General features: G+C 71.0%; 21 protein-coding genes. 6 read left to right on the top strand and 15 right to left on the bottom strand.

The genetic code is table 11. The annotated features are described in order from the left end of the window. Positions 1-10: 10 nt before the first annotated feature. The 6 genes from folE to dacB all read right to left on the bottom strand — a co-directional run bounded on the left by folE (position 11) and on the right by dacB (position 7346). Positions 11-616 (bottom strand): GTP cyclohydrolase I FolE, encoded by a 606-nt coding sequence (gene folE, locus ACFVYX_RS08290; protein WP_389680530.1) that lies wholly within the window; start codon positions 614-616, stop codon positions 11-13. A 97-nt stretch (positions 617-713) separates the two neighbouring features. After that, positions 714-2732 carry an ATP-dependent zinc metalloprotease FtsH gene (ftsH, locus tag ACFVYX_RS08285; RefSeq protein ID WP_389680529.1) on the bottom strand — a complete coding sequence of 673 codons (2019 nt, stop codon included), beginning with the start codon at positions 2730-2732 and terminating at the stop codon, positions 714-716. A 171-nt stretch (positions 2733-2903) separates the two neighbouring features. Then, complete coding sequence (hpt, locus tag ACFVYX_RS08280) at positions 2904-3443, bottom strand: hypoxanthine phosphoribosyltransferase (RefSeq protein WP_030219931.1); 540 nt, start codon at positions 3441-3443, stop codon at positions 2904-2906. Positions 3444-3484: 41 nt separating this feature from the next. Beyond that, complete coding sequence (tilS, locus tag ACFVYX_RS08275) at positions 3485-4492, bottom strand: tRNA lysidine(34) synthetase TilS (protein WP_389680528.1); 1008 nt, start codon at positions 4490-4492, stop codon at positions 3485-3487. Between the two features lie 208 nt (positions 4493-4700). Continuing rightward, on the bottom strand, positions 4701-5849 hold the full coding sequence (locus ACFVYX_RS08270; RefSeq protein WP_389680527.1) for a zinc-dependent metalloprotease: 1149 nt from the start codon (positions 5847-5849) through the stop codon (positions 4701-4703). A 93-nt stretch (positions 5850-5942) separates the two neighbouring features. Then, on the bottom strand, positions 5943-7346 hold the full coding sequence (gene dacB, locus ACFVYX_RS08265) for a D-alanyl-D-alanine carboxypeptidase/D-alanyl-D-alanine-endopeptidase (RefSeq protein WP_389680526.1): 1404 nt from the start codon (positions 7344-7346) through the stop codon (positions 5943-5945). 102 nt (positions 7347-7448) lie between these two features. Here dacB and ACFVYX_RS08260 point away from each other — a divergent pair, with 102 nt between their 5' ends. Next, the gene (locus ACFVYX_RS08260) at positions 7449-7940 is read left to right on the top strand and encodes an inorganic diphosphatase (RefSeq protein ID WP_024758444.1); all 492 of its coding nucleotides are present in this window, start codon (positions 7449-7451) and stop codon (positions 7938-7940) included. 151 nt (positions 7941-8091) lie between these two features. After that, positions 8092-9762: a threonine/serine exporter ThrE family protein gene (locus tag ACFVYX_RS08255; RefSeq protein WP_389680525.1), complete on the top strand. Its 1671-nt coding sequence runs from the start codon at positions 8092-8094 to the stop codon at positions 9760-9762. A gap of 19 nt (positions 9763-9781) precedes the next feature. On the opposite strand, the gene ACFVYX_RS08250 is transcribed toward ACFVYX_RS08255, so the two are convergent. Beyond that, the gene (locus ACFVYX_RS08250) at positions 9782-10483 is read right to left on the bottom strand and encodes a DedA family protein (protein WP_389680524.1); all 702 of its coding nucleotides are present in this window, start codon (positions 10481-10483) and stop codon (positions 9782-9784) included. A gap of 151 nt (positions 10484-10634) precedes the next feature. On the opposite strand from ACFVYX_RS08250, the gene ACFVYX_RS08245 reads away from it, so the two are divergent. From ACFVYX_RS08245 to ACFVYX_RS08235, 3 genes are all read left to right on the top strand, one after another. Beyond that, positions 10635-11003, top strand: coding sequence for a YbjQ family protein (locus ACFVYX_RS08245; protein WP_389680523.1), 369 nt, complete (start codon positions 10635-10637; stop codon positions 11001-11003). 202 nt (positions 11004-11205) lie between these two features. After that, complete coding sequence (locus ACFVYX_RS08240; protein WP_389680522.1) at positions 11206-12492, top strand: ion channel protein; 1287 nt, start codon at positions 11206-11208, stop codon at positions 12490-12492. A gap of 31 nt (positions 12493-12523) precedes the next feature. Then, the gene (locus ACFVYX_RS08235; RefSeq protein WP_389680521.1) at positions 12524-13942 is read left to right on the top strand and encodes a glutamate decarboxylase; all 1419 of its coding nucleotides are present in this window, start codon (positions 12524-12526) and stop codon (positions 13940-13942) included. A 240-nt stretch (positions 13943-14182) separates the two neighbouring features. On the opposite strand, the gene ACFVYX_RS08230 is transcribed toward ACFVYX_RS08235, so the two are convergent. From ACFVYX_RS08230 to ACFVYX_RS08200, 7 genes are all read right to left on the bottom strand, one after another. Beyond that, entirely contained in the window at positions 14183-15160 is a 978-nt protein-coding gene (locus ACFVYX_RS08230; protein WP_389680520.1) for a WD40/YVTN/BNR-like repeat-containing protein, read from the bottom strand. Positions 15161-15591: 431 nt separating this feature from the next. Further along, a complete protein-coding gene (locus tag ACFVYX_RS08225) occupies positions 15592-16356 on the bottom strand; it encodes an ABC transporter permease (RefSeq protein ID WP_389680519.1) in 765 nt (254 codons plus the stop codon). Beyond that, entirely contained in the window at positions 16353-17324 is a 972-nt protein-coding gene (locus tag ACFVYX_RS08220) for an ATP-binding cassette domain-containing protein (protein ID WP_389680518.1), read from the bottom strand. The genes ACFVYX_RS08225 and ACFVYX_RS08220 overlap by 4 nt, the downstream gene beginning before the upstream one ends. A 119-nt stretch (positions 17325-17443) precedes the next feature. Continuing rightward, the gene (locus ACFVYX_RS08215; protein WP_389680517.1) at positions 17444-18058 is read right to left on the bottom strand and encodes a PadR family transcriptional regulator; all 615 of its coding nucleotides are present in this window, start codon (positions 18056-18058) and stop codon (positions 17444-17446) included. Positions 18059-18118: 60 nt separating this feature from the next. After that, positions 18119-18685 (bottom strand): DinB family protein, encoded by a 567-nt coding sequence (locus ACFVYX_RS08210; protein WP_389680516.1) that lies wholly within the window; start codon positions 18683-18685, stop codon positions 18119-18121. Positions 18686-18766: 81 nt separating this feature from the next. Beyond that, entirely contained in the window at positions 18767-20224 is a 1458-nt protein-coding gene (locus tag ACFVYX_RS08205; protein WP_389680515.1) for an aldehyde dehydrogenase family protein, read from the bottom strand. A gap of 84 nt (positions 20225-20308) precedes the next feature. Continuing rightward, positions 20309-21181 (bottom strand): helix-turn-helix domain-containing protein, encoded by an 873-nt coding sequence (locus ACFVYX_RS08200; protein ID WP_389680514.1) that lies wholly within the window; start codon positions 21179-21181, stop codon positions 20309-20311. A gap of 308 nt (positions 21182-21489) precedes the next feature. Between ACFVYX_RS08200 and ACFVYX_RS08195 the strand changes: the two genes are divergently transcribed. Further along, the gene (locus tag ACFVYX_RS08195; protein ID WP_389680513.1) at positions 21490-21987 is read left to right on the top strand and encodes an ATP-binding protein; all 498 of its coding nucleotides are present in this window, start codon (positions 21490-21492) and stop codon (positions 21985-21987) included. Positions 21988-22181: 194 nt separating this feature from the next. On the opposite strand, the gene ACFVYX_RS08190 is transcribed toward ACFVYX_RS08195, so the two are convergent. Next, a complete protein-coding gene (locus ACFVYX_RS08190) occupies positions 22182-22394 on the bottom strand; it encodes a DUF397 domain-containing protein (RefSeq protein WP_173861569.1) in 213 nt (70 codons plus the stop codon). Between the last annotated feature and the right edge of the window lie 41 nt (positions 22395-22435).

Here is a 22435-nt window from a genome sequence, read left to right as displayed (position 1 = left end):
CCGCAGCGCCTCAGCGGGCCATGATGAGGCTCATAGCCTCGGCGCGGGTCGCGGGGTCGCGCAGCTGGCCGCGCACCGCCGAGGTGATGGTCTTGGCGCCCGGCTTGCGGATGCCGCGCATCGACATGCACATGTGCTCGCACTCGAAGACCACGATGACGCCGCGGGGCTCCAGCATCTCCATCAGCGAGTCCGCCACCTGAGTGGTGAGACGTTCCTGCACCTGGGGCCGGCGGGCGTACACGTCGACGAGCCGGGCCAGCTTCGACAGACCGGTGATCTTGCCCGTGGTGGACGGGATGTATCCGACGTGCGCCACCCCGCGGAACGGTACGAGATGGTGCTCACATGTCGAGTACACCTCAATATCCTTGACCAGCACCATCTCGTCGTGGCCCAGGTCGAACGTGGTCGTCAGCACGTCCTCGGGCTGCTGCCACAGCCCCGCGAATATCTCCTTGTACGCCCGGGCCACCCGCGCCGGCGTCTCGCGCAGCCCCTCGCGGTCCGGGTCCTCGCCGACCGCGATGAGGAGCTCCCGTACGGCGTTCTCGGCGCGCTTCTCGTCGAACTCGCCGATCGTGCCCTCGCCGTCCAGCGTCACCGGGTCGGTCATCTCTGTGCCTCGTTCCGTATGAACCGTTACGCGAAAAGCCGCGCCCCCACAGGCTAAAACCTGTGGGGGCGCGGCAGCCATTCCGGGGGTCGGGACCTCAGTCCTCCGGGGTCTCCACCGGGGCGATGTCGATGCCCTTGGTGGTGTCGACCGTCGGGGTCGCCGAGCCGTTCGCGCTGTTCGTCAGGGCGAGCTCCTTGGGGGAGAGCACCGGCGGACGCGTGGACGGCGTGCGGCGGGAGGAGCCGGTCCAGGCCGGACGGGCCGGACGCTTGACGATGGTGGAGAAGATCTCGGCGATCTCCTCCTTGCCCAGCGTCTCCTTCTCCAGGAGGGCGAGGACCAGGTTGTCGAGGACGTCACGGTTCTCGACGAGGATCTCCCAGGCCTCGTTGTGCGCGGTCTCGATGAGCTTCTTGACCTCTTCGTCGACCAGCGCCGCGACCTCTTCCGAGTAGTCGCGCTGGTGCGCCATCTCGCGGCCGAGGAACGGCTCGGTGTTGTCGCCGCCGAACTTGATGGCGCCGAGACGCTCGGTCATGCCGTACTGCGTGACCATCGCGCGGGCCGTGGCGGTGGCCTTCTCGATGTCGTTCGCCGCGCCCGTGGTGGGGTCGTGGAAGACGAGCTCCTCCGCCGCGCGGCCGCCCAGCATGTAGGCCAGCTGGTCGAGCATCTCGTTGCGGGTGGTCGAGTACTTGTCCTCGTCCGGCAGGACCATCGTGTAGCCCAGGGCGCGGCCGCGGGACAGGATGGTGATCTTGTGGACGGGGTCGGAGTTGGGCGAGGCCGCCGCGACCAGGGCGTGTCCGCCCTCGTGGTACGCGGTGATCTTCTTCTCCTTGTCCGACATGATCCGGGTCCGCTTCTGCGGGCCCGCGACCACTCGGTCGATCGCCTCGTCCAGCGAGTGGTTGTCGATCAGCTTCTTGTCCGAGCGGGCGGTGAGGAGCGCCGCCTCGTTGAGGACGTTGGAGAGGTCCGCGCCGGTGAAGCCGGGGGTGCGTCGGGCGACGGCGCCGAGGTCGACGTCCGGGGCGACCGGCTTGCCCTTCTGGTGGACCTTGAGGATCTCCAGACGGCCCTGCATGTCCGGGCGGTCGACGGCGATCTGGCGGTCGAAGCGTCCGGGGCGGAGGAGCGCCGGGTCGAGGATGTCGGGGCGGTTCGTCGCCGCGATGAGGATGACACCGCCCTTGACGTCGAAGCCGTCCATCTCGACGAGCAGCTGGTTGAGGGTCTGCTCGCGTTCGTCGTGGCCGCCGCCGAGGCCGGCGCCGCGGTGGCGTCCGACGGCGTCGATCTCGTCGACGAAGACGATCGCCGGAGCGTTCGCCTTGGCCTGCTCGAACAGGTCGCGGACCCGGGAGGCACCGACGCCGACGAACATCTCGACGAAGTCGGATCCGGAGATCGAGTAGAACGGCACACCGGCTTCGCCGGCGACGGCGCGCGCGAGGAGCGTCTTGCCGGTTCCGGGCGGGCCGTAGAGCAGGACGCCCTTGGGGATCTTGGCTCCGACGGCCTGGAACTTCGCGGGCTCCTGGAGGAATTCCTTGATCTCGTGGAGTTCCTCGACGGCCTCGTCCGAGCCGGCGACGTCGGCGAAGGTGGTCTTCGGCGTGTCCTTGGTGATGAGCTTCGCCTTGGACTTGCCGAACTGCATGACGCGGGAGCCGCCGCCCTGCATCTGGTTCATCAGGAAGAGGAAGACGACCACGATGAGGACGAAGGGGAGGAGGGAGAGCAGGATCGAGACGAAGGGCGACTGCTTCGTCGGGGAGACGGTGTAGCCCTTCTCGATCTGCCCGGCCTCGAACTTCTCCTGGAGCTTGTCGGCGAGGTCCACGCCCTGGCTGCCGATGTAGCTGGCCTGGACCTTGCTGCTCTTGTCGATCTTCTGACCGTCGATGAGCTCGATCTTGACGATCTGCTCATCACCGGTGGTGATCTTTGCCTGCTTGACCTGGTTCTTGTCGATCGCCTGGACGACCTTGCCGGTGTCCACCGTCTTGTAGCCCTCGGACGAGCCGACGACCTGCATCAGCACGACCACGGCGAGGACGGCCAGCACGATCCACATGACCGGCCCACGGAAGTATCGCTTCACGTCCATCCATACGGAGCGAGAACGCTCCGTCCCTCCTGCCCGTAGGAAAATGCTGCTGTGAGAGCTGCTGTGTGAAAAAGCTGTTCTTCGGACGGTACCTCAGCATCGTCGCCCGCGACCGCCTTCCCGTCGTTCAACGGGGGGAAGGCGGTCGGGGTTCCCCGTACGGCCGGTTGTTCAGCCGCCGTAGACGTGTGGGGCGAGCGTGCCGACGAACGGAAGGTTCCGGTACTTCTCGGCGTAGTCGAGGCCGTAGCCGACGACGAACTCGTTGGGGATGTCGAAGCCGATCCACTTGACGTCGATCGCGACCTTGGCGGCCTCGGGCTTGCGCAGCAGCGTGCAGACCTCGAGGGAGGCGGGCTCGCGCGAGCCGAGGTTCGAGAGCAGCCAGGACAGGGTCAGGCCGGAGTCGATGATGTCCTCGACGATCAGGACGTGCTTGCCCTTGATGTCGGTGTCGAGGTCCTTGAGGATCCGGACGACGCCCGAGGACTGGGTGCCGGCGCCGTAGGAGGAGACGGCCATCCAGTCCATGGTGACGGGAGTGGAAAGGGCGCGAGCCAGATCCGCCATCACCATCACGGCGCCCTTGAGGACGCCGACGATGAGCAGGTCCTTGCCCGCGTATTCCGCGTCGATCTTCGCGGCCAGCTCTGCCAGCTTGGCGTCGATCTCTTCCTTGGTGATGAGCACCGACTGGAGGTCGGTGCCCATGTCCTTCTCGTTCACCCGGGTCACTTTCGTTGCAGCGTGCGTCAGCCTTGCCGGATGACCAGTCTGCCACCCTGGCGGCGGGCTTCGACGCGGCCGGGCAGGTTGATGGCCCCCTGGCCGCGCCAGCCGGTGATGAGCCGGTCGACTTCCTCGATGTGCCGGGCGAAGAGGGAGCCGGCGGGTGCGCCCTCGGCGATGACGGCCCGGCGCAGGACACGGCGGCGTACGGCGGGGGGCAGCCCGAAGAGCTTGGCGCATTCGAGGGCGCCCGCGTCGTCGCGTACGGAGGTCTCGGCGTCGGCGGCCCAGGTGTCGAGGGCGTCGGCGTCGTCGCGGGAGAGCTGGGCCGTTCGGGCGAGGGCTTCGACGACGCCTTTCCCGAGGGCCTTCTCGAGAGCCGGGAGGCCCTCGTGACGGAGCCGGGAGCGGGTGTAGGCGGGGTCGCTGTTGTGGGGGTCGTCCCAGACGGCGAGCTCCTGCGCGACGCAGGCCTTGCGGACGGTCTGGCGGTCGAGCTGGAGGAAGGGGCGCCGGTAGCGGCCGGCGGCGCCGGAGACGGCGGCCATGCCGGAGAGCGAGCGGATGCCGGAGCCGCGGGCCAGGCCGAGCAGGACCGTCTCCGCCTGGTCGTCGCGGGTGTGGCCGAGGAGGACCGCGGCGGCTCCGTGGCGTTCGGCGGCGGCGTCGAGGGCCGCGTACCGGGCGTCGCGGGCGGCGGCCTCGGGTCCTCCCTCGCGGCCGACGGAGACGGTGACGGCCTCGACGGGGGTGAGGCCGAGGGCGGCCATGCGGCCGGCGACCTCGTCGGCGCGGGTGTCGGAGCCGTGCTGGAGCCCGTGGTCGACGGTGATGCCGCCGGCGCGCACGGGAAGCTTTCGGGCCTCGAAGGCGAGGGCGGAGGCGAGCGCCATGGAGTCGGCGCCTCCGGAGCAGGCGACGAGCACGAGGGGGGTGTGCGCGTCGTCCGTGGTGGCGTGTTCGGTGAGGACGTCGTGGAGTACGCGGCGGACCGCCAGGCGTATCGCCGCGACCGCAGGATGGGGACCCATGTCCGGTGCCCTTCGTGATGGGGGTGGGGTGCCTCGGTCGGAGTCTTAACGGTCGGAAAGGGGGGTTCGGTCACTCAGAGTGCGTCGATGGTGACAGAAACCCGGCCGTTACCCGAGCATTGCACGCCTCACCCCGTGGTCAGGGTCCCTCGGATGGGTGATTGGTGAGGCGTTCCGACGTGTTCCTGTGCCGTGTGCCGCACCCGTCTCACGAGTCTGCCCTACGGTGCACCCTCGCGATCCAGTCGGCGGGGGCGGCGATCTCGGTCTTGGTGGGGAGGGTGTTGGGCGAGGTCCACACGCGGTTGAAACCGTCCATGCCGACCTGGTCGACGACGGCTCGTACGAAGCGTTCGCCGTCGCGGTACTGGCGGAGTTTGGCGTCGAGGCCGAGGAGCTTGCGGAGGGCGAGGTCGAGGCGGGAGGCGCCGCGGGCCCGTCGCGCCTGGAACTTCTCGCGGATCTCGGCGACAGAGGGGACGACCTGGGGGCCGACACCGTCCATGACGTAGTCGGCGTGGCCTTCGAGGAGGGACATGACGGCGGTGAGCCGGCCGAGGATCTCGCGCTGCTCGGGGGTCTGGACGAGTTCGACCAGGGACGGGGAGGGTTCGCCCTCCTCGCCCTCGGGGCGGCCGCCGGCGAGGGTCTGGGCAGCTTCGCGGAGACGTTCGACGACGGTGCCGGGGTCGACGTCGGTGGCGGCGAGGAACGACTGGATCTCGCCCTGGAGGTGGTCGCGGAGCCAGGGGACGGCGGTGAACTGGGTGCGGTGGGTCTCCTCGTGGAGGCAGACCCAGAGCCGGAAGTCATGGGGGGTGACGTCGAGTTCGCGTTCGACGTGGACGATGTTCGGGGCGACGAGGAGGAGACGTCCGCCGCCGTTGGCTCCGGCGGGGAGTTCGCGGGTGGCGGGGGCGAAGGTCTCGTACTGGCCGAGGATGCGGGAGGCCAGGAAGGACAGGAGCATGCCGAGTTCGACGCCGGTGACCTTGCCGCCGACGGCGCCGAGGACGGCGCTGCCCGGGGTCGCGGAGCGGCGTTCCTGCATCTTGCCGAGGAGCGGGGTGAGCAGTTCACGGAAGCCGGCGACGTTGGCCTTGATCCAGCCGGCCCGGTCGACGATGAGGACGGGGGTGTCGGGGAGGGCCTGGGCGTCGTGGCCCTCGGGGATCATCCGCGTGTAGGCGCGGACGTGTTCCTCCGAGGCCTTGGCGTGCCTGCGGAGCTCGGCGACGACCTCGCGGGCCTCGTCGCGGCTGACTTCGGGTCCTGGCCGCACGAGGCGGGTCGCGGTCGCCACCGCGAGGTTCCAGTCGACCATCCCGGATGTGCCTGCGCCACCGATGCTCGTCATGCGTCAACCGTACGGTCTCGGCGCGTGTTCGGTGAGGGTTCGGAGCGGGTCGGACACGGGTGGGGTACGGGGCGGAGCGGCGCCGGACGACGGTCAGCGCTGTCCGGCGAGGGCGGCGGAGAGCCGGTCGAGGGCGGGCTGTGCCTCGTACGGGGAGACGGTGCGGCCGGCGAGGAACGCGAAGGCGAGGAGGCGGCCGTCGGCGGTGACGACGGTCCCGGCGAGCGTGTTGACGCCGGTGAGGGTGCCGGTCTTGGCCCGCACGAGCCCGGCTCCGGCGGTAGCGGGTGCGGTGTCGAAGCGGCCGGCGAGGGTGCCGGTGAAGGCGCCGACGGGCAGTCCGGTGAGAAGGGGGCGCAGGGCCGGGTGCGCGGGGTCGGCCGCTCGGGTGAGCAGTCCGGTGAGGAGCGAGGCGGAGACACGGTCGCGGCGGTCGAGTCCGCTGCCGTCGGCGAAGCGGGCTCCGGCGACGGGGAGGCCGAGGCGGGCGAGCTCGTCGTGCACGGCCTTGGCGGCGCCGTCGAAGCTCGCGGGCTGCTCGCGGGCGAGAGCGGTCTGCCGGGCGAGGGCCTCCGCGAGGTCGTTGTCGCTGTGGGTGAGCGTCCGCTCGACGAGGTCGGCGAGCGGGGCGGAGTGCGTACGGGCGAGGGGGGCGGCCTGGGCGGCGCGGCCGGGCACCGGGTCGTCGGCGATCGTGATGCCGGCCTCGGTGAGGAGGCCGGCGAAGGTCCTGGCGGTGTCGCCGGCCGGATCGGCGGTGCGGGGGGCGGGGCCGCCGGTGCTGTCGTCGAGGCGGCCGCCGCGGGTCATGAGGGCGACGACGGGGGCGATGTTCTCGTTGGGGCCGATGGGGTGGAGCGTGGGGCCCGGGTAGAGGGTCGTGTCGTAGGTGAGGCGTACGGCGGTACGGCCCCGCTTCTTCAGCGCCAGGGCGGTGTCGGCGGCGAGGGTCTTCAGGCGGGCCGGGTCGAGGGTGGGGTCGCCGCCGCCGGTGAGGGTGACGGTGCGGCCGTCGGGGGCCGCGGTGACGGTGGTGGGGATGCGGTGGTCGGGGCCGAGCGCGGAGAGCGCGGCGGCGGCCGTGGCGATCTTGACGGTGGAGGCCGGGGTCATCGGGGTGCCGGCGCCTTCGCCGTAGAGCTGCTCGCCGGTGGCGGTGTCGACGACGGAGGCGGTGCGCAGCGGCCCGAGCCCGGGGTCGGCGAGGAGCGGTACGAGGACGGCGGCGAGGTCCGCGGGGCGCCCGGCCGGGGCCGGAGCGTGCAGGGCGGTGAGGACGCCCGGAGCGCTGGGGGCGGGCGCGGGGCGCCGGGGCGCGGCGGGTGCGGGCGGCGGGGCGTGACGCGCGCCACCCGCCACCGGGGCGGCGGCGCGGGCCCGCTCGGCCGTACGCTGACCCGAGTCCCACGGCCCTGCCGCGGTCACCGCGACGGCGGCCAGGGCGAGACCGAGGGCGGCGGAGCCCGCCGTGACCTGCCACATCCTCGGCTCGGGCATTGCTGACCAGCCCCTTTCGCGATCACACACGTGCGTGAGGGACACTTAACCACCGCGCGCCGTCGCGAGCATTCACTTGTGTTGATTCAGGAGGAGCCACCCGTGGAGTTCGACGTTCTCATCGAGATCCCGAAGGGATCGCGGAACAAGTACGAGGTCGACCACGAAACCGGTCGCATCCGTCTGGACCGTCGCCTCTTCACGTCTACGGCCTACCCGACCGACTACGGCTACGTCGAGAACACCCTGGGTGAGGACGGCGACCCCCTGGACGCTCTCGTCATCCTCGACGAGCCGACCTTCCCGGGCTGCCTCATCAAGTGCCGCGCCATCGGCATGTTCCGTATGACGGACGAGGCGGGCGGCGACGACAAGCTGCTGTGCGTCCCGGCCACGGACCCGCGCATGGAGCACCTGCGGGACATCCACCACGTGGCGGAGTTCGACCGCCTGGAGATCCAGCACTTCTTCGAGGTCTACAAGGACCTGGAGCCGGGCAAGTCGGTCGAGGGCGCCGACTGGGTCGGCCGCGCCGAGGCCGAGGAAGAGATCGAGAAGTCGTACGCGCGCGCCAAGGAGCAGGGCGGCCACTGAGCCTCCGCTTCTCGGCCGAGCCTCCGCTTCTCGTGGGCTCATGTTCTGATCGTGTGACAGGCGGTGCACCTCTGGGGGTGCACCGCCTTTCGCGCGTCCGTCGCATGCCCATACTGGAATCCACGATTCCCTAGGGAGTGAGGCGGAGAGAGTGGTGGCGGAGCCGAACGGCTCGAAGGGCAGTCCGGACGACGCTCCGGAGGACCGCAAGCCGCAGTCGGACGAGGCGCGGAGCGCGTTCGTGCCGCCTGCCGGTGTGGAGCAGCCCGCGCCTCCCGAGGAGGAGCATCCGACCTCCGAGTTCGCCCTGCCCGCGGGGTTCACCGCGGAGCCGCCGGCCGAGCAGGAGGGCTCGGCGTTCGCGAAGCCGGCGACGTACTCGGCGAAGAACTCGCCGCCCGTCTTCACCCCGGCGTACGGGGTGCCTCTGGTGCGGCTGTCGCAGGACGCGCCGTGGCAGGACCGGATGCGGACCATGCTGCGGCTGCCGGTGGGTGAGCGGCCGGTGCCGGAGGCACGGCACAAGGAGGACGAGTCCGGTCCTTCGGTGCCGCGCGTGCTCGACCTGACCCTGCGCATCGGCGAGCTACTGCTCGCGGGCGGGGAGGGCGCGGAGGACGTCGAGGCGGCGATGTTCGCGATCTGCCGTTCGTACGGTCTCGACCGGGTCGAGCCGACGGTGACGTTCACCCTGCTGGCCGTCACCTACCAGCCGTCGCTGGTGGACGATCCGATCACGGCGAACCGGACGGTACGCCGCCGGGGGACGGACTACACGCGGCTCGCGGCGGTGTACACCCTGCTCGCCGACATCAACGCGCAGGCGCACGAGGTGACGCCGGAGGAGGCGTACCGGCGGCTCGCGGAGATACGGCGCAACCGGCACCCGTATCCGGGGTGGGTCCTGACGGCGGCGGCGGGGGTCCTCGCCGGTGCGGCCTCGGTGCTGCTCGGCGGTGGTCCGACGGTCTTCTTCGTGGCGGCGCTCGGCGCGGTGCTCGGCGACCGGCTGGCCTGGCTGTGCGCGGGGCGCGGGCTGCCGGAGTTCTACCAGTTCCTCGTCGCGGCGATGCCGCCGGCGGCGATGGGAGTGCTCCTGACGATGCTGCACGCGGATCTGCGTCCGTCGGCGGTGATCACGGGTGGCCTGTTCGCGCTGATCCCGGGACGTGCCCTGGTGGCGGCGGTGCAGGACGGTCTCACCGGGTTCTACATCACGGCGTCGGCCCGGCTCCTGGAGGTCGCGTACTTCTTCGTCGCGATCGTGGTGGGCGTGCTGTCGGTGCTGTACATCGCCGTGCAGTTCGACGCGGAGCTCAACCCCGAGGGGAAGCTGCAGGCCGTGGAGCGGCCGGTGACCCAGATCCTGGCGTCGATGGTGCTGTGCGCGACCTTCGCGATCCTGTTGCAGCAGTCGCGGGCGACGGTGCTGTTCGCGACGCTGAACGGCGGGGTGGCGTGGGTGGTCTACGCGTCGATCGCGGTGACCGCGGAGGGCTCGGCGGTCATGGCGACGGCGGTGGCGGCGGGCCTGGTGGGGCTCTTCGGGCAGCTGATCGCCCGCTACGAGCACACATCGTCGCTGCCGTACGTGACGGCGGCGATCGGCCCGCTGCTCCCCGGTTCCGCGACGTACTTCGGGGTGCTCGCGATCGCCCAGAACAACCTGGACCAGGGCTTCGCCTCGCTGGCGAAGGCGGCGGCCCTGGCCCTGGCGATCGCCATCGGCGTGAACCTGGGAGGCGAGCTGGCCCGCCTCTTCATGCAGGCCCCGGGCGCTGCGGCGGCGCGGCGCGCCGCGAAGCGCACCCGGGGGTTCTGACCTCTGGTCCGGCCTCGGGTCAGCGCTTGGCGTGGCGGCCGCGGGGGGACTGCGGGTTGGGGGTGCCGGGGGCGTCGTGGTCGCCTTCGGCCCGCTCCTTCTTGGACTGGGAGCGAGCCCGGAGGAACTCGATCACGATCGGGATCACGGAGATCAGGACGATCCCGACAAGGATCATCTCGATGTGCTTGTGCACGAAGTCGATCTTGCCGAGGGCGGCACCGAGGATGGTCACCCCGGCTCCCCAGAGCACGCCGCCGATGATGTTGAACGTGATGAACGAGCGGTAGTTCATCCGGCTGACGCCCGCGATGATCGGCGTGAACGTCCGCACGATGGGGACGAAGCGGGCCAGGATCAGCGACTTCGGGCCGTGCTTCTCGAAGAACTCGTGGGCCTTCTCGACGTTCTCCTGCTTGAAGAGCCGGGAGTCGGGCCGCTTGAAGAGGGCCGGGCCCACCTTCCGGCCGAAGAGGTAGCCGACCTGGTCGCCGATGATCGCGGCGGCCACCACGAGGGTGCACACCAGCCACAGGGGTGTGTCGAGCTTTCCAGTGGTGACGAGCAGGCCGGTGGTGAAGAGCAGCGAGTCGCCGGGCAGGAAGAACCCGATGAGGAGTCCGGACTCGGCGAAGACGATGACGAGGACACCGATCAGACCAAAGGTCTGGATCAGATAGTCCGGGTCCAGCCAGCTCGGTCCGAGGGCAAGCGTGTTCACGGGTTCCGGGCTCCTGCGGTCGGTGGGGGCGTGGGGGACGGCTGGCCCCAAGTTATCAACGCGAGCCGAACGCGCCCGGTTCCACCCGGACCTCACGGGATGCGGACGAGGGGCGCGGCCCCGAGGCTGGGGGGTCAGGAGGTGTATGCCGATGGGCATCGAGGAGTACGGGGGCGGTCAGGGACCGCACCCCGACGTGCTGGTCGTGACGACGAACGACGTGCCGGGGTTCGAGGTCCGGCAGGTGATCGGTGAGGTCTTCGGTCTCACGGTCCGCTCGCGCCATCTGGGCAGCCAGATCGGCGCCGGCCTGAAGTCGATGATCGGCGGGGAGCTGAGGGGTCTGACGAAGACCCTGGTGCAGACCCGCAACCAGGCGATGGAACGCCTGGTGGAACAGGCTCAGGCACGCGGCGCGAACGCCGTGCTGATGTTCCGTTTCGACGTGACGGAGGCGGCGGACGTGGGCACGGAGGTGTGCGCGTACGGCACGGCGGTGGTGATCGCCCCACGCGCCTGAAGGAGACCGCGGGGCGGCCCCAGGGGGACGCGCCTGAAGGAACCCGCGGGGCAGCCCCATGGGGACGTGTCCGAAGGAGACCGCGGGCGGCCCCGTGGGGCGGGTTCGGCGGGGCCGGGCGGCGACGTGGCACGTGAGGCGCAAGCCCGTTCGGCTCGCCTCTTGGGGCATTCTGAGGCATTCATCCACTTATGGTGACTCGGTGGCCACCGATCACGCTCCGACCGCGTCGTCCCCCTCCGGCGAGACCCCGCTCCGGGTCCTGCTGCCGCAGTTGCTCCCCGCGCTCGTGGTCGGCGTGACGGCGAGTCTGCTCTTTCTGGGGATCAGCGCCCTCGCGGAGCAGTTCCAGGAGGTCCTCTGGAACGACCTGCCCGACGCGCTCGGTATCGGCGGGTACTCCTCTCTCTGGATCATCATCATGCTCACGGCGACCGGCGTCGCCGTGGGCCTCGTCATCTGGAAGGCGCCAGGGCACGCCGGTCCCGACCCCGCCTCCACGGGTCTCGGCGGGGCGCCGATCGCCCCCGGGGTCGTACCGGGGCTGCTGCTCGCGGGCGTGCTCGCGCTCGCCGGCGGGGTCAGCCTCGGCCCCGAGAACCCGATCATCGCCACCAACATCGCCCTCGCGTACTGGCTCGGCCGCAAGGCCCAGCCCTCGCTGCCGGGCGCCGTCTGGGTCTCCCTCGCCTCGGCCGCCACCATCGGCGCCCTGTTCGGCACCCCCGTGGCCGCCGCCCTCGTCATCTCCGAGGCCCTGGCCGGCCAGCCGGGACGCGGCTCGCTCTGGGACCGGCTCTTCGCGCCGCTCGTCGCCGCCGGCGCCGGGTCGATGACCACCCAGCTCCTCGCCGAACCCAGCTTCGCCCTGGGCCTCCCCCCGCTCACCGACCCCGGCTGGGGCGACCTCCTCGCCGCCCTGGTGATCGCCTCCGCGGCGGCTGTCTTCGGTCTCGCCTCCTGCTACCTCCTCCCCTACGTCCACGCGGCCTTCCGGCGCCTGCGCCACCCCATGGTGATGCTGCCCCTCGGCGGACTCGTCCTCGGTCTCCTGGGCGCCCTCGGCGGCCATCTGACGCTCTTCAAGGGCCTGGAGGAGGTCAAGGAGCTCACCTCATCGATCGGCGGCCGGTCCTCGGGCGAACTGGCCACCCTCGCCGTGGTCAAACTCCTCGCCCTCCTCGTCGCCGCCTCCTGCGGTTTCCGGGGCGGACGGATCTTCCCCGCCGTCTTCATCGGCGCCGCCTTCGGACTGCTCGCCCAGGCCCTCGTGCCCGAGGTCCACCCGGCGGTCGCCGTCTCCTCCGCCGTCCTCGGCGTCCTGCTCGCCACCACCCGGCAGGGCTGGATCAGCCTCTTCACCGGCGCGGTCCTCGCCGCCTCCCCCGCGATGCTCGCCCTGCTCTGCCTCGCCTCCCTCCCCGCCTGGCTGATCGTCACCGGCCGCCCCCAGCTCGAACTCGACGAGCACGGCCGCCCCCTGCTCTGACCCCCGCCCCCACCGGACAGAAGGAGTCCCCATGCCGCTGCACCAGGGCCCCGCCGCCTCCCCTCCCGAGCCCGAGCGCAGGCTCTCTCTCAACCCCTTCTTCGGGGAGGCCGACCCGGTCGGCGGCATGACCGAGGCACCGCCCCACCACCGGCTGCCCGACGGCCCCCTGCCCCCGACGAGCGCCTACCAGCTCGTCCACGACGAGCTGATGCTCGACGGCAACTCCCGGCTCAACCTGGCCACTTTCGTCACCACCTGGATGGAACCCCAGGCCGGGGTACTGATGGGCGAGTGCCGCGACAAGAACATGATCGACAAGGACGAGTACCCGCGCACCGCCGAACTGGAGCGCCGGTGCGTGGCCATGCTCGCCCACCTGTGGAACGCCCCGGACCCGGCCACCGCCGTCGGCTGCTCCACCACCGGCTCCAGCGAGGCCTGCATGCTCGCCGGCATGGCCCTCAAGCGCCGCTGGACCAAGCGGAACGCCGACCGCTATCCGGGCTCGGCACGCCCCAACCTCGTGATGGGCGTCAACGTCCAGGTGTGCTGGGAGAAGTTCTGCGCCTTCTGGGAGGTCGAACCCCGGCTCGTCCCCATGGAGGGTGACCGCTTCCACCTCGACGCCGACTCCGCCGCCGCGCTCTGCGACGAGAACACCATCGGGGTGGTCGCCGTCCTCGGCTCCACCTTCGACGGCTCCTACGAACCCGTCGCCGAGATCTGCGCCGCCCTGGACGCGCTCCAGGAACGCACCGGTCTCGACATCCCCGTCCACGTCGACGGCGCCTCCGGCGCCATGGTCGCCCCCTTCCTCGACGAGGACCTCGTGTGGGACTTCCGGCTCCCCCGCGTCTCCTCCATCAACACCTCCGGTCACAAGTACGGCCTGGTCTACCCGGGCGTCGGCTGGGCCCTGTGGCGCTCGCCCGCCGAACTCCCCGAGGAACTCGTCTTCCGCGTCAACTACCTGGGCGGCGACATGCCCACCTTCGCCCTCAACTTCTCCCGGCCGGGCGCCCAGGTCGTCGCGCAGTACTACACCTTCCTGAGGCTCGGCCGGGAGGGCTACCGGGCGGTGCAGCAGGCCTCCCGGGACATCGCCCGCGGCCTCGCCGAACGCGTGGAGGCCATGGGCGACTTCCGGCTCCTCACCCGCGGCGACCAGCTGCCCGTCTTCGCCTTCACCACCGCTCCCGACGTCACCTCCTTCGACGTCTTCGACGTGTCACGGCGGCTGCGCGAACGGGGCTGGCTGGTCCCCGCCTACACCTTCCCCGCCGACCGCGAGGACCTGTCCGTGCTGCGCGTGGTCTGCCGCAACGGCTTCTCGGCCGACCTTGCCGGGCTCCTCGTCGAGGACCTGAAACGACTGCTCCCCGAACTCCGGCGCCAGCCCCATCCGTTCACCGACGACCGGAGCGCGGCCACCTCCTTCCACCACTAGGGCCTGTCTGACAATTCGCGCCGGATCAGGCCGGGGCGTTCGGTGCGTGCGATCGGCGTGCGGCCGGGACGCCCTCGTAGCGGAGCTACTTGGGCGTTTCGGCCGTGCGGCGAGCGTGCGTGCCGGGCGGGCCGGACCCGGCGGGAATTGTCAGACACCCCCTAGACCCCTGTCCGGAAACAGCGCCGGCTGCCCCGAGGGCAGGCTCGGCGGTGTCTGCGTGCCGAGGGTCCACGAGGCTCAGGGCACCTGCCCCTCGCAGGCCAGCCGGAACTCCGACCACCGCACTCCGTCGGCGGTCAGCTCGTACCGGCAGCTCGACGACTCGCGCAGCAGGCCGAGCGGCGTGCGGCGGGTGTGACGGCTGCCGTCGCCGAGCCGGACGAACGTACGGCCGCCGTCCACGCTCTCGTACCCCGAGGGCTCCGCGCCGATCCCGACCCGGCCGCCGGGCCCCGGGACCGGAACGCCCAGCAGGCTGCGGGGCTCCGCGGTCGGACCCGTGGTCCACATCCGCTGCCAGGTCCCGCCGCCGTCCAGGGAGCGGTGCAGGGCCCGCATCGGGTTCTTGACGGGCTCACCGGCCGCCAGCTCTCCCATCTCCGCCGCGTACACCGCGTCCTGGCCCACCGCGACCACCGTGTACCAGCCGGGCCCGGAGGCGGGGCTCGGCAGCCGGCCGGCCGTCCAGGAGCGCCCCCCGTCCCGGGAGACGGCGACTGCCGCACGGCCCGAGAGCGGATCCGTGCCCGAGACCCACCAGGAGCCGTCGGGCTCCGGCTGCTCCTGCGGCCGGGGATGCGCCCCGAGCAGCGGCACCCGGGCCAGCGCCCGGCGCCGCCCGTCCTGCGGCGAGACGACCACGAGACGCTCCCGCTCGCACGCGTCGGGCAGGGCTCCGGCGGGCGCGGCGCAGCCCGTGGTGAGCACCGCCCCCGCGGGTATCTCCGGGGTCGTCCCGGCCGTGCGCCGGTCGGTCTCCCGCCAGGAGCGGCCGCCGTCCCGGGTGAACCAGCTCCGTGCGTCACCGGGCTCCGCGCCTCCGTCCTCGACGAGCGCCCGGCCCGGCCCGAGTGGGACCAACTGAGAGGAGATGCCGTCCGTCCCCGAGGTCCTGGGCAGTGGGGACCGCCGCAGCACCCACTCCTTCGCACCGGCGTCCCGCACGGCCACGTGCTGCCGGCAGAAGCCGCTCTCCGGCGCCGCCGGATCGCTCACGCACTCGGCGAGCAGCGCGAACCCGCTGCCGTCCCGGGCGAAGCCCAGACTGTGCGCCCAGCCGGGCAGCCCCGGCCCGGACGGTATCCGGGGCGGCGCCCCGAACAGCCCAGGGGACGAGGAAGCCGCCGGAACCCCCGCCGAGCCCGAAGTCGAACCGGGGGGCCGCGGGGTCCCCGCCGAACCCGAACCCGAACCCGAGGTCCCCGGAGTCCCCGAACCCGAGACCGATGGCCCCGAGACCGATGGCCCCGAGCCCGTCCCCGACCCCGTACACCCCGTCAGTACCACCAACACCAGCGCCACGACGGCGCCGACCACTCCCACCGGCCTGCGCATCGCACGTCCCCCTGTCATCCCTCGGGCGGTCCGCGGTGGGCCGCTGCTTTCAATACACCGCTCACCGCCTTCGGGTTCCCACCTCCGCGCCGCTACTTCCCGAGCCGCCCGAACCTCCGTACGGCCAGCGGGAAGAAGACCACCAGGAGCACCAGCGGCCACACCACCGCCGAGCCGATGTGCCCCGGCTCGCCGCCCGGGTTGCCGAAGAGGTCACGGACCGCCGTCGCGGTCGCCGACATCGGGTTCCACTCCACGAAGGTGCCGAGCCACCCCGGCATCGAGTCCGGCGAGGCGAAGGCGTTGGAGAGGAAGCCGACCGGCCACACCAGGATCTGCACCGCCTGCACCAGCTCGGCCCGCCCTGCGACCAGGGCGAGGAAGATGCCGATCCAGAGCATCGCGAAGCGCAGCAGGAGCAGCAGTCCCAGGGCTCCCAGGGTGCTGCCGAGGCCGCCGTTCGCCCTCCAGCCGATCGCGTACCCGACGCCGACCATCACGAGCAGCCCCACGGTCGACTGCAGCATGTCGGCGGCGGCCCGCCCGACGAGCACCGCTCCGTCGGTCATCGGCATCGAGCGGAACCGGTCGATCACGCCCTTGTTCAGGTCCTGCGTGACCGCGGTCATGGTGCCTTCGAGTCCGAACACCATGGTCAGCGTGAGCATCCCGGGCACCAGGAAGTCGACGTAGTCGCCGTCGACGCTCCGGCCGCCGCCGACCAGATAGCCGAACATCAGCAGCATCATCACCGGGAACACGAGCCCGACCAGGACCTGCACCGGTTGCCGCGCCCAGTGCGCGAGTTCCCGGCGGGTCATCGTCCAGCAGTCGCTCACCACGTACGCCGCGCTCATGCCGCCACCCTCCGTGCCTCGAAGTCGTCCTGGCCGTCCGTCAGATGGAGGAAGACCTCGTCCAGCGTCGGCCGCCGCAGGGCGATGTCCTCCGCCTCGATCCCGGCGGTCCCCAGCGCCCGTACGGTCTCGGCGAGCGAGGCCATCCGGTCCGTCACCGGCGCGCTGAGCCGCCGCCGGTCGGCGTCCACGCGCACCTCGGCCCGCGCCACGGGCAGCAGGCCGGCCGCCTCTTCGAGCCGTGCGCCGTCCCGTACGACCACGTCGATGCGGTCGACGCCGACCCGGGCCTTGAGCTCGTCGGGCATGCCGTCGGCCACGACCCGCCCCTGGTCCACGACCGAGATCCGGTCGGCCAGCTGGTCGGCCTCCTCCAGGTACTGCGTGGTCAGGAGGACCGTGGTGCCCCCGCCGACGAGCGAGCGCACCGACTCCCAGACCTCGCCACGCCCGCGTGGGTCGAGGCCGGTCGTCGGCTCGTCGAGGAACAGCACCTCGGGCTCCGTGATCAGCGAGGCGGCCAGGTCGAGCCGGCGCCGCATGCCGCCGCTGAACTGCTTGACCGGCTTGCGGCCGGTGTCGCCGAGTCCGAAACGGTCGAGGAGCTCGTCGGCCCGAGCCCCGGCGCGGCGTGCGCCCAGGTGATGGAGCCTGCCGAACATCTCCAGGTTCTGCCTGCCCCCCAGCTCCTCGTCGAGGGCCGCGTGCTGCCCGAGGAGCCCGATCCGACGCCGTACCTCCCGGGCCTCGGTCCGTACGTCGTACCCCGCCACGCGCACCAGGCCCTCGTCATGGCGCAGGAGGGTGGCCAGGATCCGTACGGTCGTGGTCTTTCCCGCGCCGTTGGGTCCGAGCAGGCCGTGGACGGTGCCGCGCCGGACGGTGAGGTCGAGGCCTGCGAGGGCGCCCTTCTCCCCGTACCGCTTGCGCGCGCCCTCCACCAGAATCGCGTCCGCAGTCGCTGTCATGTCGATTCCTCCCGAAATCCTCGTAGTCAAATTTGACCACTGACCACCGACGGAGGAAGGTATGCCCTCCCGGGCAGTTAGTCAAACTTGATTAGCCGCTCTTCTTCGGCCACGCTCGATCAGGTCGCAAAGGGGTTCTCCTCCCCCTCGGCGAGGACGCCCACGAAGGGCTCCCCCTCCCCCGCGAACACGTACGCCCCGCCCTCGATCCGCTCGATCAGACCGAGCGTCCACTCCTTGCCGGCGTCCGCCGAGTGGACCCACATGTGCATGATCTCGCCGATGTGACCGAGCTGGCCGGGGCCGCCCTCCGGCGTGTAGTACTCGGTGACCGCCGCCCGCCATTCGTCGAGCGCCCGCACCCGCTGCCGCAGCAGCTCGGCGGCCTCCTCGCGGGGCAGGTCCACGATGAAGCCGATGCCCGCCGACAGGACGTCCATCTTCTGGTCGTACGTGGTCAGCGCCTCGCGCAGCAGCGCGAAGTACTCCTCGCGGCCCTGCTCCGTCAGCTCGTACTCGACGCGCGGCGGCCCGCCCACCGCGCTCGGCGCCACCTCGTGCGCGTGCAGCAGTCCCTGCTTCGCCATCTGCTTCAGCGCGTGGTAGATCGAGCCCGGCTTGGCGTGGGACCACTCGTGCGCGCCCCAGTACTCCAGGTCGTTGCGCACCTGGTACCCGTGGGCGCGGCCGTGCTGCTTCACCGCGCCCAGGACGAGAAGACGGATCGCCGACATCCCACGTACCTCCTAGTCAATTTTGACCAGGGTACGCGCGCGGGGTCCACGCGCGCGGGGTCACCGCCCCCGCTCCTCCGCGATCAGGTCGAAGGAGCCCTTGCCGTCCAGGGACTCCCGGATGATGTCCGCGTGCCCGGCGTGCCGGCCGGCCTCCTGGACCAGGTGGAGCAGCATCCAGCGGACCGAGACCCGTCCGTCCTCGGGGAACCAGGGGGCCTTCGGCAGCGGGAAGGTGTCGTCCAGGCTGGGTACGGAGCGGACGAAGTCCTCCGTCTCCTTCGCCACGCCCGCCCAGAACTCCACGATCTCCGGGATCGTCTCCCCGTCCATCAGCCGGAAGGCATCGCCCCAGGTCTCCTGGGTGCGCTGCCGCTCTCCCCCGGAGCTGCCTCCGGGGGCGCCCCCAGGCCGCTGCTGCGCGAGGCGCAGCCAGTTGTGCTCGACCTCGGCGACGTGCTTGAGCAGGCCGGAGAGACTGAGCTCGCTGGCGCTGGGGCGGGCCGCCGCCTGCTCCTCGGTGAGTCCGAGGAGCGAGCGGCGGAGCGCGGCGCGCTGGGCCTCGACGAAGTTGAGGAGCGCGCCGCGCTCGTCGCCGTGGGCCTCGGTGGGAACGAGAGCGACCATGATGTCCGCCTTCCGTGGTGAACGTTTCCGACACCGCTCAAGCTACGGATCATTGAGGACAGCCACTGTCCTAGATGCCAATCAGAAGGGGAAGCGGCTCCGGCCGTGCTGGATCGAGATCCACTTCTGGGTGGTGAAGCTCTCCACCATCGCCTCGCCGTTGAGCCGCCCGACGCCCGAGTGCTTCTCGCCCCCGAAGGGCACGATCGGCTCGTCGTGCACGGTGCCGTCGTTGATGTGGATCATGCCGGTGTGGACGCGCTTGGCGAGCCGCACACCCCGCTCGATGTCCCCGGTGTGGACGGCGCCGCTGAGCCCGTACGGCGTGTCGTTGGCGATCCGTACCGCCTCCTCCTCACCGTCGAACGGAACGATCAGGGCGACCGGGCCGAAGATCTCCTGCTGCAGGACGGGGGCGTCCGGGGCGAAGCCGGTGAGGACGGACGGGGAGACGAGGTTGCCGTCCACCGTGCCGTGCAGCAGCGCCGTCGCGCCGGCCTCCACCGTCTGGTCGACGAGCGAGGAGACGGCCTCCGCCTGCTGGGAGTTGATGAGCGGACCGATGTGGGTGGCGGGGTCGGCCGGGTCGCCGACCCGCAGGGTCTTCACCTTCGCCACGAACTTCTCGGTGAACTCCTCCTCCAGGGTGCGGTCCACCAGGATGCGGTTGGCGGCCATGCAGACCTGACCCTGGTGGACGAAGCGGCTGAAGACGGCCGCGTCCACGGCGTAGTCGACGTCGGCATCGTCGAGGACGATCAGGGCGCTGTTCCCGCCGAGCTCCAGGACGGCGTGCTTGAAGTTCTGCGCGCAGACCGTGGCGACGTGACGGCCGACCTTGTCGGAGCCGGTGAAGGAGATGACCTTCGGGATCGGGTGGGTCAGGAGCGCGTCGCCGATCTCGGCGATGTCGGTGACGACGACGTTCAGCAGACCGGCGGGCAGCCCGGCCTCCTCCAGGACCTTGGCGACGAGGGTGCCGCCGCAGATCGGGGTGTTCTGGTGCGGCTTGAGGACCACCGCGTTGCCGAGGGCGAGCGCGGGCGCGACCGACTTGATCGAGAGGAGGAAGGGAAAGTTGAAAGGCGAGATGACGCCGACGACGCCGACCGGGACGCGGTAGACGCGGTTCTCCTTGCCGTCGACCGGGGACGGCAGGATGCGGCCCTCGGGACGCAGTGCCAGCTGCACCGCCTCGCGCAGGAACTCCTTGGCGAGGTGCAGCTCGAAGGCCGCCTTGAGACGGGTGCCGCCGAGCTCGGCGACGATCGTCTCGGCTATCTCCTCCTCGCGGTCCTCGACGATCCGCAGCGCGCGCTCGAAGACGAGCCGACGCGTGTACGGGTTGGTCTCGGCCCATGCCGCCTGGGCGCGCTCGGCGGCCCGGTAGGCGCGGTCGACCTCACCTGTGGTGGCGACGGTGATCGACGCGAGCTTCTCCCCGGTGTACGGGTTGAAGTCGATGATGTCCCACGAGCCGCTGCCGGGCTTCCACTCGCCGTCGATGTACTGGTGGGCCAGGTCGGTGAAGTGCGACATGGATCGAGACCCCTCTACCCGCTCTGTCTCTCTGCGATGACAGAAGTGACGCCGGAACTGATGTCACGTCATCGTACTGATGTGTCAGATGAGTTGGAGGAGTCCCCGGAGGAGGTCGCGGCTTTCGGCCGGATCCGGACCGTCCGCCTGGAGCCGCTCCATCACCCGCTGGTACTGGGCGACCTCCTCGCGCTTGTCGAGGTAGAGGGCGCTGGTCAGCTGTTCCAGGTAGACGATGTCGGAGAGGTCGGACTCGGGGAAGCGCAGCATCGTGAAGGCGCCGCTCTCGCCCGCGTGACCGCCGAAGCTGAAGGGCATGATCTGGAGTGTGACGCCCGGATGCTCGGAGACCTCGATGAGGTGCTTCAACTGACCGCGCATGACGGACCGGTCGCCGTAGGGCCGGCGCAGGGCGGCTTCGTCGAGGACGGCGTGGAACTGGGGGGCGCGCTCGGAGACGAGGACCTTCTGCCGTTCGAGACGGAGGGCGACCCGCCGGTCGATCTCGGCGCTCGGCGCGCCGGGCATGCCCCGGGTGACGACGGCCTGGGCGTACTCCTCGGTCTGCAACAGGCCGTGGACGAACTGCACTTCGTAGACCCGGATGAGGGAGGCGGCGCCTTCGAGCCCGATGTACGTCTGGAACCAGCCGGGCAGGACGTCGCCGAAGCTGTGCCACCAGCCGGCCACGTTGGCCTCGCGGGCAAGCCCGAGGAGCGAGCCGCGCTCGGCCTCGTCCCCGACCCCGTACAGCGTGAGCAGATCCTCGACGTCCCTGGCCTTGAAGCTCACCCGTCCCAACTCCATACGGCTGATCTTGGATTCGGACGCGCGGATCGAATACCCGGCCGCCTCACGGGTGATCCCGCGGGACTCGCGCAACCGCCTCAGCTGGGAGCCCAGCAGGATGCGCCGCACCACGCTCCCGCTCGCTCCGCTCGATTCGCCTGCGGTCACGGCTCTCAGCCTCCCCTTTACGGTGTCGAGCCCCCGTCGAGCCCCGGATTCTGCCACCAAACGCTTCAGCGCGTACACATTCGATTACGGAAAGGCGGCGACTTCCGGGCAGTCCCGGAAAGTTACCCGTAACCGCGCGGACGACTTATGCACAGATTAGGCGCGGGGACGGACAGGTCCGGCGCGTGCACGTGCATCTGCCCTTGCATCCAGTGGGCGCATTCGGAACCATGGACCCCGCGCAGCCGCGTACTCGTTCGTGTTGTCGTGTTGTCGCACCACAGTCGCGATTCCCGGGAGTGCCTCGCATGGGGACGAATGGATCGACCGTGCTCGAGCCGTTACGGCAGGGCCTTCCGCCGATCGATCCCGGCGCCGTCTCCACCTCCGCCTCCTGCGCCCTTCCCGCGCGGTACGAAGCCGTGCGCGGAGCCCGGAAGTTCACCAGCGCGACGCTGGACCGCTGGGAACTGACCGAACGGTTCGACGACGTCGCCCTGGTCGTCTCCGAGCTCGTCACCAACGCGCTGCGCCACGCGGTGCCCGCCGACGCGCCTCAGGAAGAGGGCCAGAACCCGCCGGTGCGGCTGCACCTGATGCGCTGGTCCTCGCGCCTCGTGTGCGCCGTGCGCGACCCGAGCCAGGAGAGCCCGGAGGCGCGCGGCGGCGAGGAGGACTTCGCCGCCGAGTCGGGGCGCGGTCTTTTCCTGGTGGACTCGTTCAGCGACAGCTGGGGCTGGCATCCACTCGCCGGCACACTGCGCGGCAAGGTGGTGTGGGCGCTGTTCCGGGTCGGACCGGAGTAGCCGACCGGCAGGACGCGGTGGCCGCGGTTCGTACGAAGAGAAGTGGCCGCGGCACGTACGAAGAGAGGCTGCCGCGGTACGTACGACGTGAAGGGCCGCGGGACGTACGACGAGAAGGGCCCGGGCGATACGCGCCCGGGCCCTTCTCGCTGCTCACACCTGATCGTCGACGGCCGTCACCGCCGCACCCGGAGTCACACCAGGTGGTCGAACTCCCCGTCCTTGACGCCCAGCAGGAGTGCCTCTATCTCCGCGGGCGTGTAGACGAGCGCGGGACCCTCGGGGTGGCGCGAGTTCCGTACGGCAACGTTTCCCCCCGGCAGTTTGGCGAACTCCACGCAGGACCCCTGGGAGTTGCTGTGCCGGCTCTTCTGCCACACGACGCCTCGCAGCTCCGTCGCCGCCATGCCGTTGTACGCGCGATGCGCATGATGCACTGGTAGCTCCC

The sequence above is a fragment of the Streptomyces sp. NPDC058326 genome, from assembly GCF_042879855.1.
Classification (GTDB): Bacteria; Actinomycetota; Actinomycetes; order Streptomycetales; family Streptomycetaceae; genus Streptomyces.
Note: the sequence above shows the minus strand (reverse complement) of the source record. Positions and strands in the feature narration are given on the sequence as shown.

What these genes read in the sequence shown, in the direction of transcription:
- ACFVYX_RS08235 (WP_389680521.1), top strand. Translation starts at nt 12,524, where the DNA reads ATGCCGCTGCACCAGGGCCCCGCCGCCTCCCCTCCCGAGCCCGAGCGC.
- ACFVYX_RS08270 (WP_389680527.1), bottom strand. Translation starts at nt 5,849, where the DNA reads ATGACGAGCATCGGTGGCGCAGGCACATCCGGGATGGTCGACTGGAAC.
- tilS (WP_389680528.1), bottom strand. Translation starts at nt 4,492, where the DNA reads ATGGGTCCCCATCCTGCGGTCGCGGCGATACGCCTGGCGGTCCGCCGC.
- dacB (WP_389680526.1), bottom strand. Translation starts at nt 7,346, where the DNA reads ATGCCCGAGCCGAGGATGTGGCAGGTCACGGCGGGCTCCGCCGCCCTC.
- ACFVYX_RS08195 (WP_389680513.1), top strand. Translation starts at nt 21,490, where the DNA reads ATGGGGACGAATGGATCGACCGTGCTCGAGCCGTTACGGCAGGGCCTT.
- ACFVYX_RS08210 (WP_389680516.1), bottom strand. Translation starts at nt 18,685, where the DNA reads ATGGTCGCTCTCGTTCCCACCGAGGCCCACGGCGACGAGCGCGGCGCG.
- ACFVYX_RS08215 (WP_389680517.1), bottom strand. Translation starts at nt 18,058, where the DNA reads ATGTCGGCGATCCGTCTTCTCGTCCTGGGCGCGGTGAAGCAGCACGGC.
- ACFVYX_RS08205 (WP_389680515.1), bottom strand. Translation starts at nt 20,224, where the DNA reads ATGTCGCACTTCACCGACCTGGCCCACCAGTACATCGACGGCGAGTGG.
- ACFVYX_RS08220 (WP_389680518.1), bottom strand. Translation starts at nt 17,324, where the DNA reads ATGACAGCGACTGCGGACGCGATTCTGGTGGAGGGCGCGCGCAAGCGG.
- folE (WP_389680530.1), bottom strand. Translation starts at nt 616, where the DNA reads ATGACCGACCCGGTGACGCTGGACGGCGAGGGCACGATCGGCGAGTTC.
- hpt (WP_030219931.1), bottom strand. Translation starts at nt 3,443, where the DNA reads ATGGGCACCGACCTCCAGTCGGTGCTCATCACCAAGGAAGAGATCGAC.
- ACFVYX_RS08190 (WP_173861569.1), bottom strand. Translation starts at nt 22,394, where the DNA reads ATGGCGGCGACGGAGCTGCGAGGCGTCGTGTGGCAGAAGAGCCGGCAC.
- ACFVYX_RS08225 (WP_389680519.1), bottom strand. Translation starts at nt 16,356, where the DNA reads ATGAGCGCGGCGTACGTGGTGAGCGACTGCTGGACGATGACCCGCCGG.
- ACFVYX_RS08245 (WP_389680523.1), top strand. Translation starts at nt 10,635, where the DNA reads ATGGGCATCGAGGAGTACGGGGGCGGTCAGGGACCGCACCCCGACGTG.
- ftsH (WP_389680529.1), bottom strand. Translation starts at nt 2,732, where the DNA reads ATGGACGTGAAGCGATACTTCCGTGGGCCGGTCATGTGGATCGTGCTG.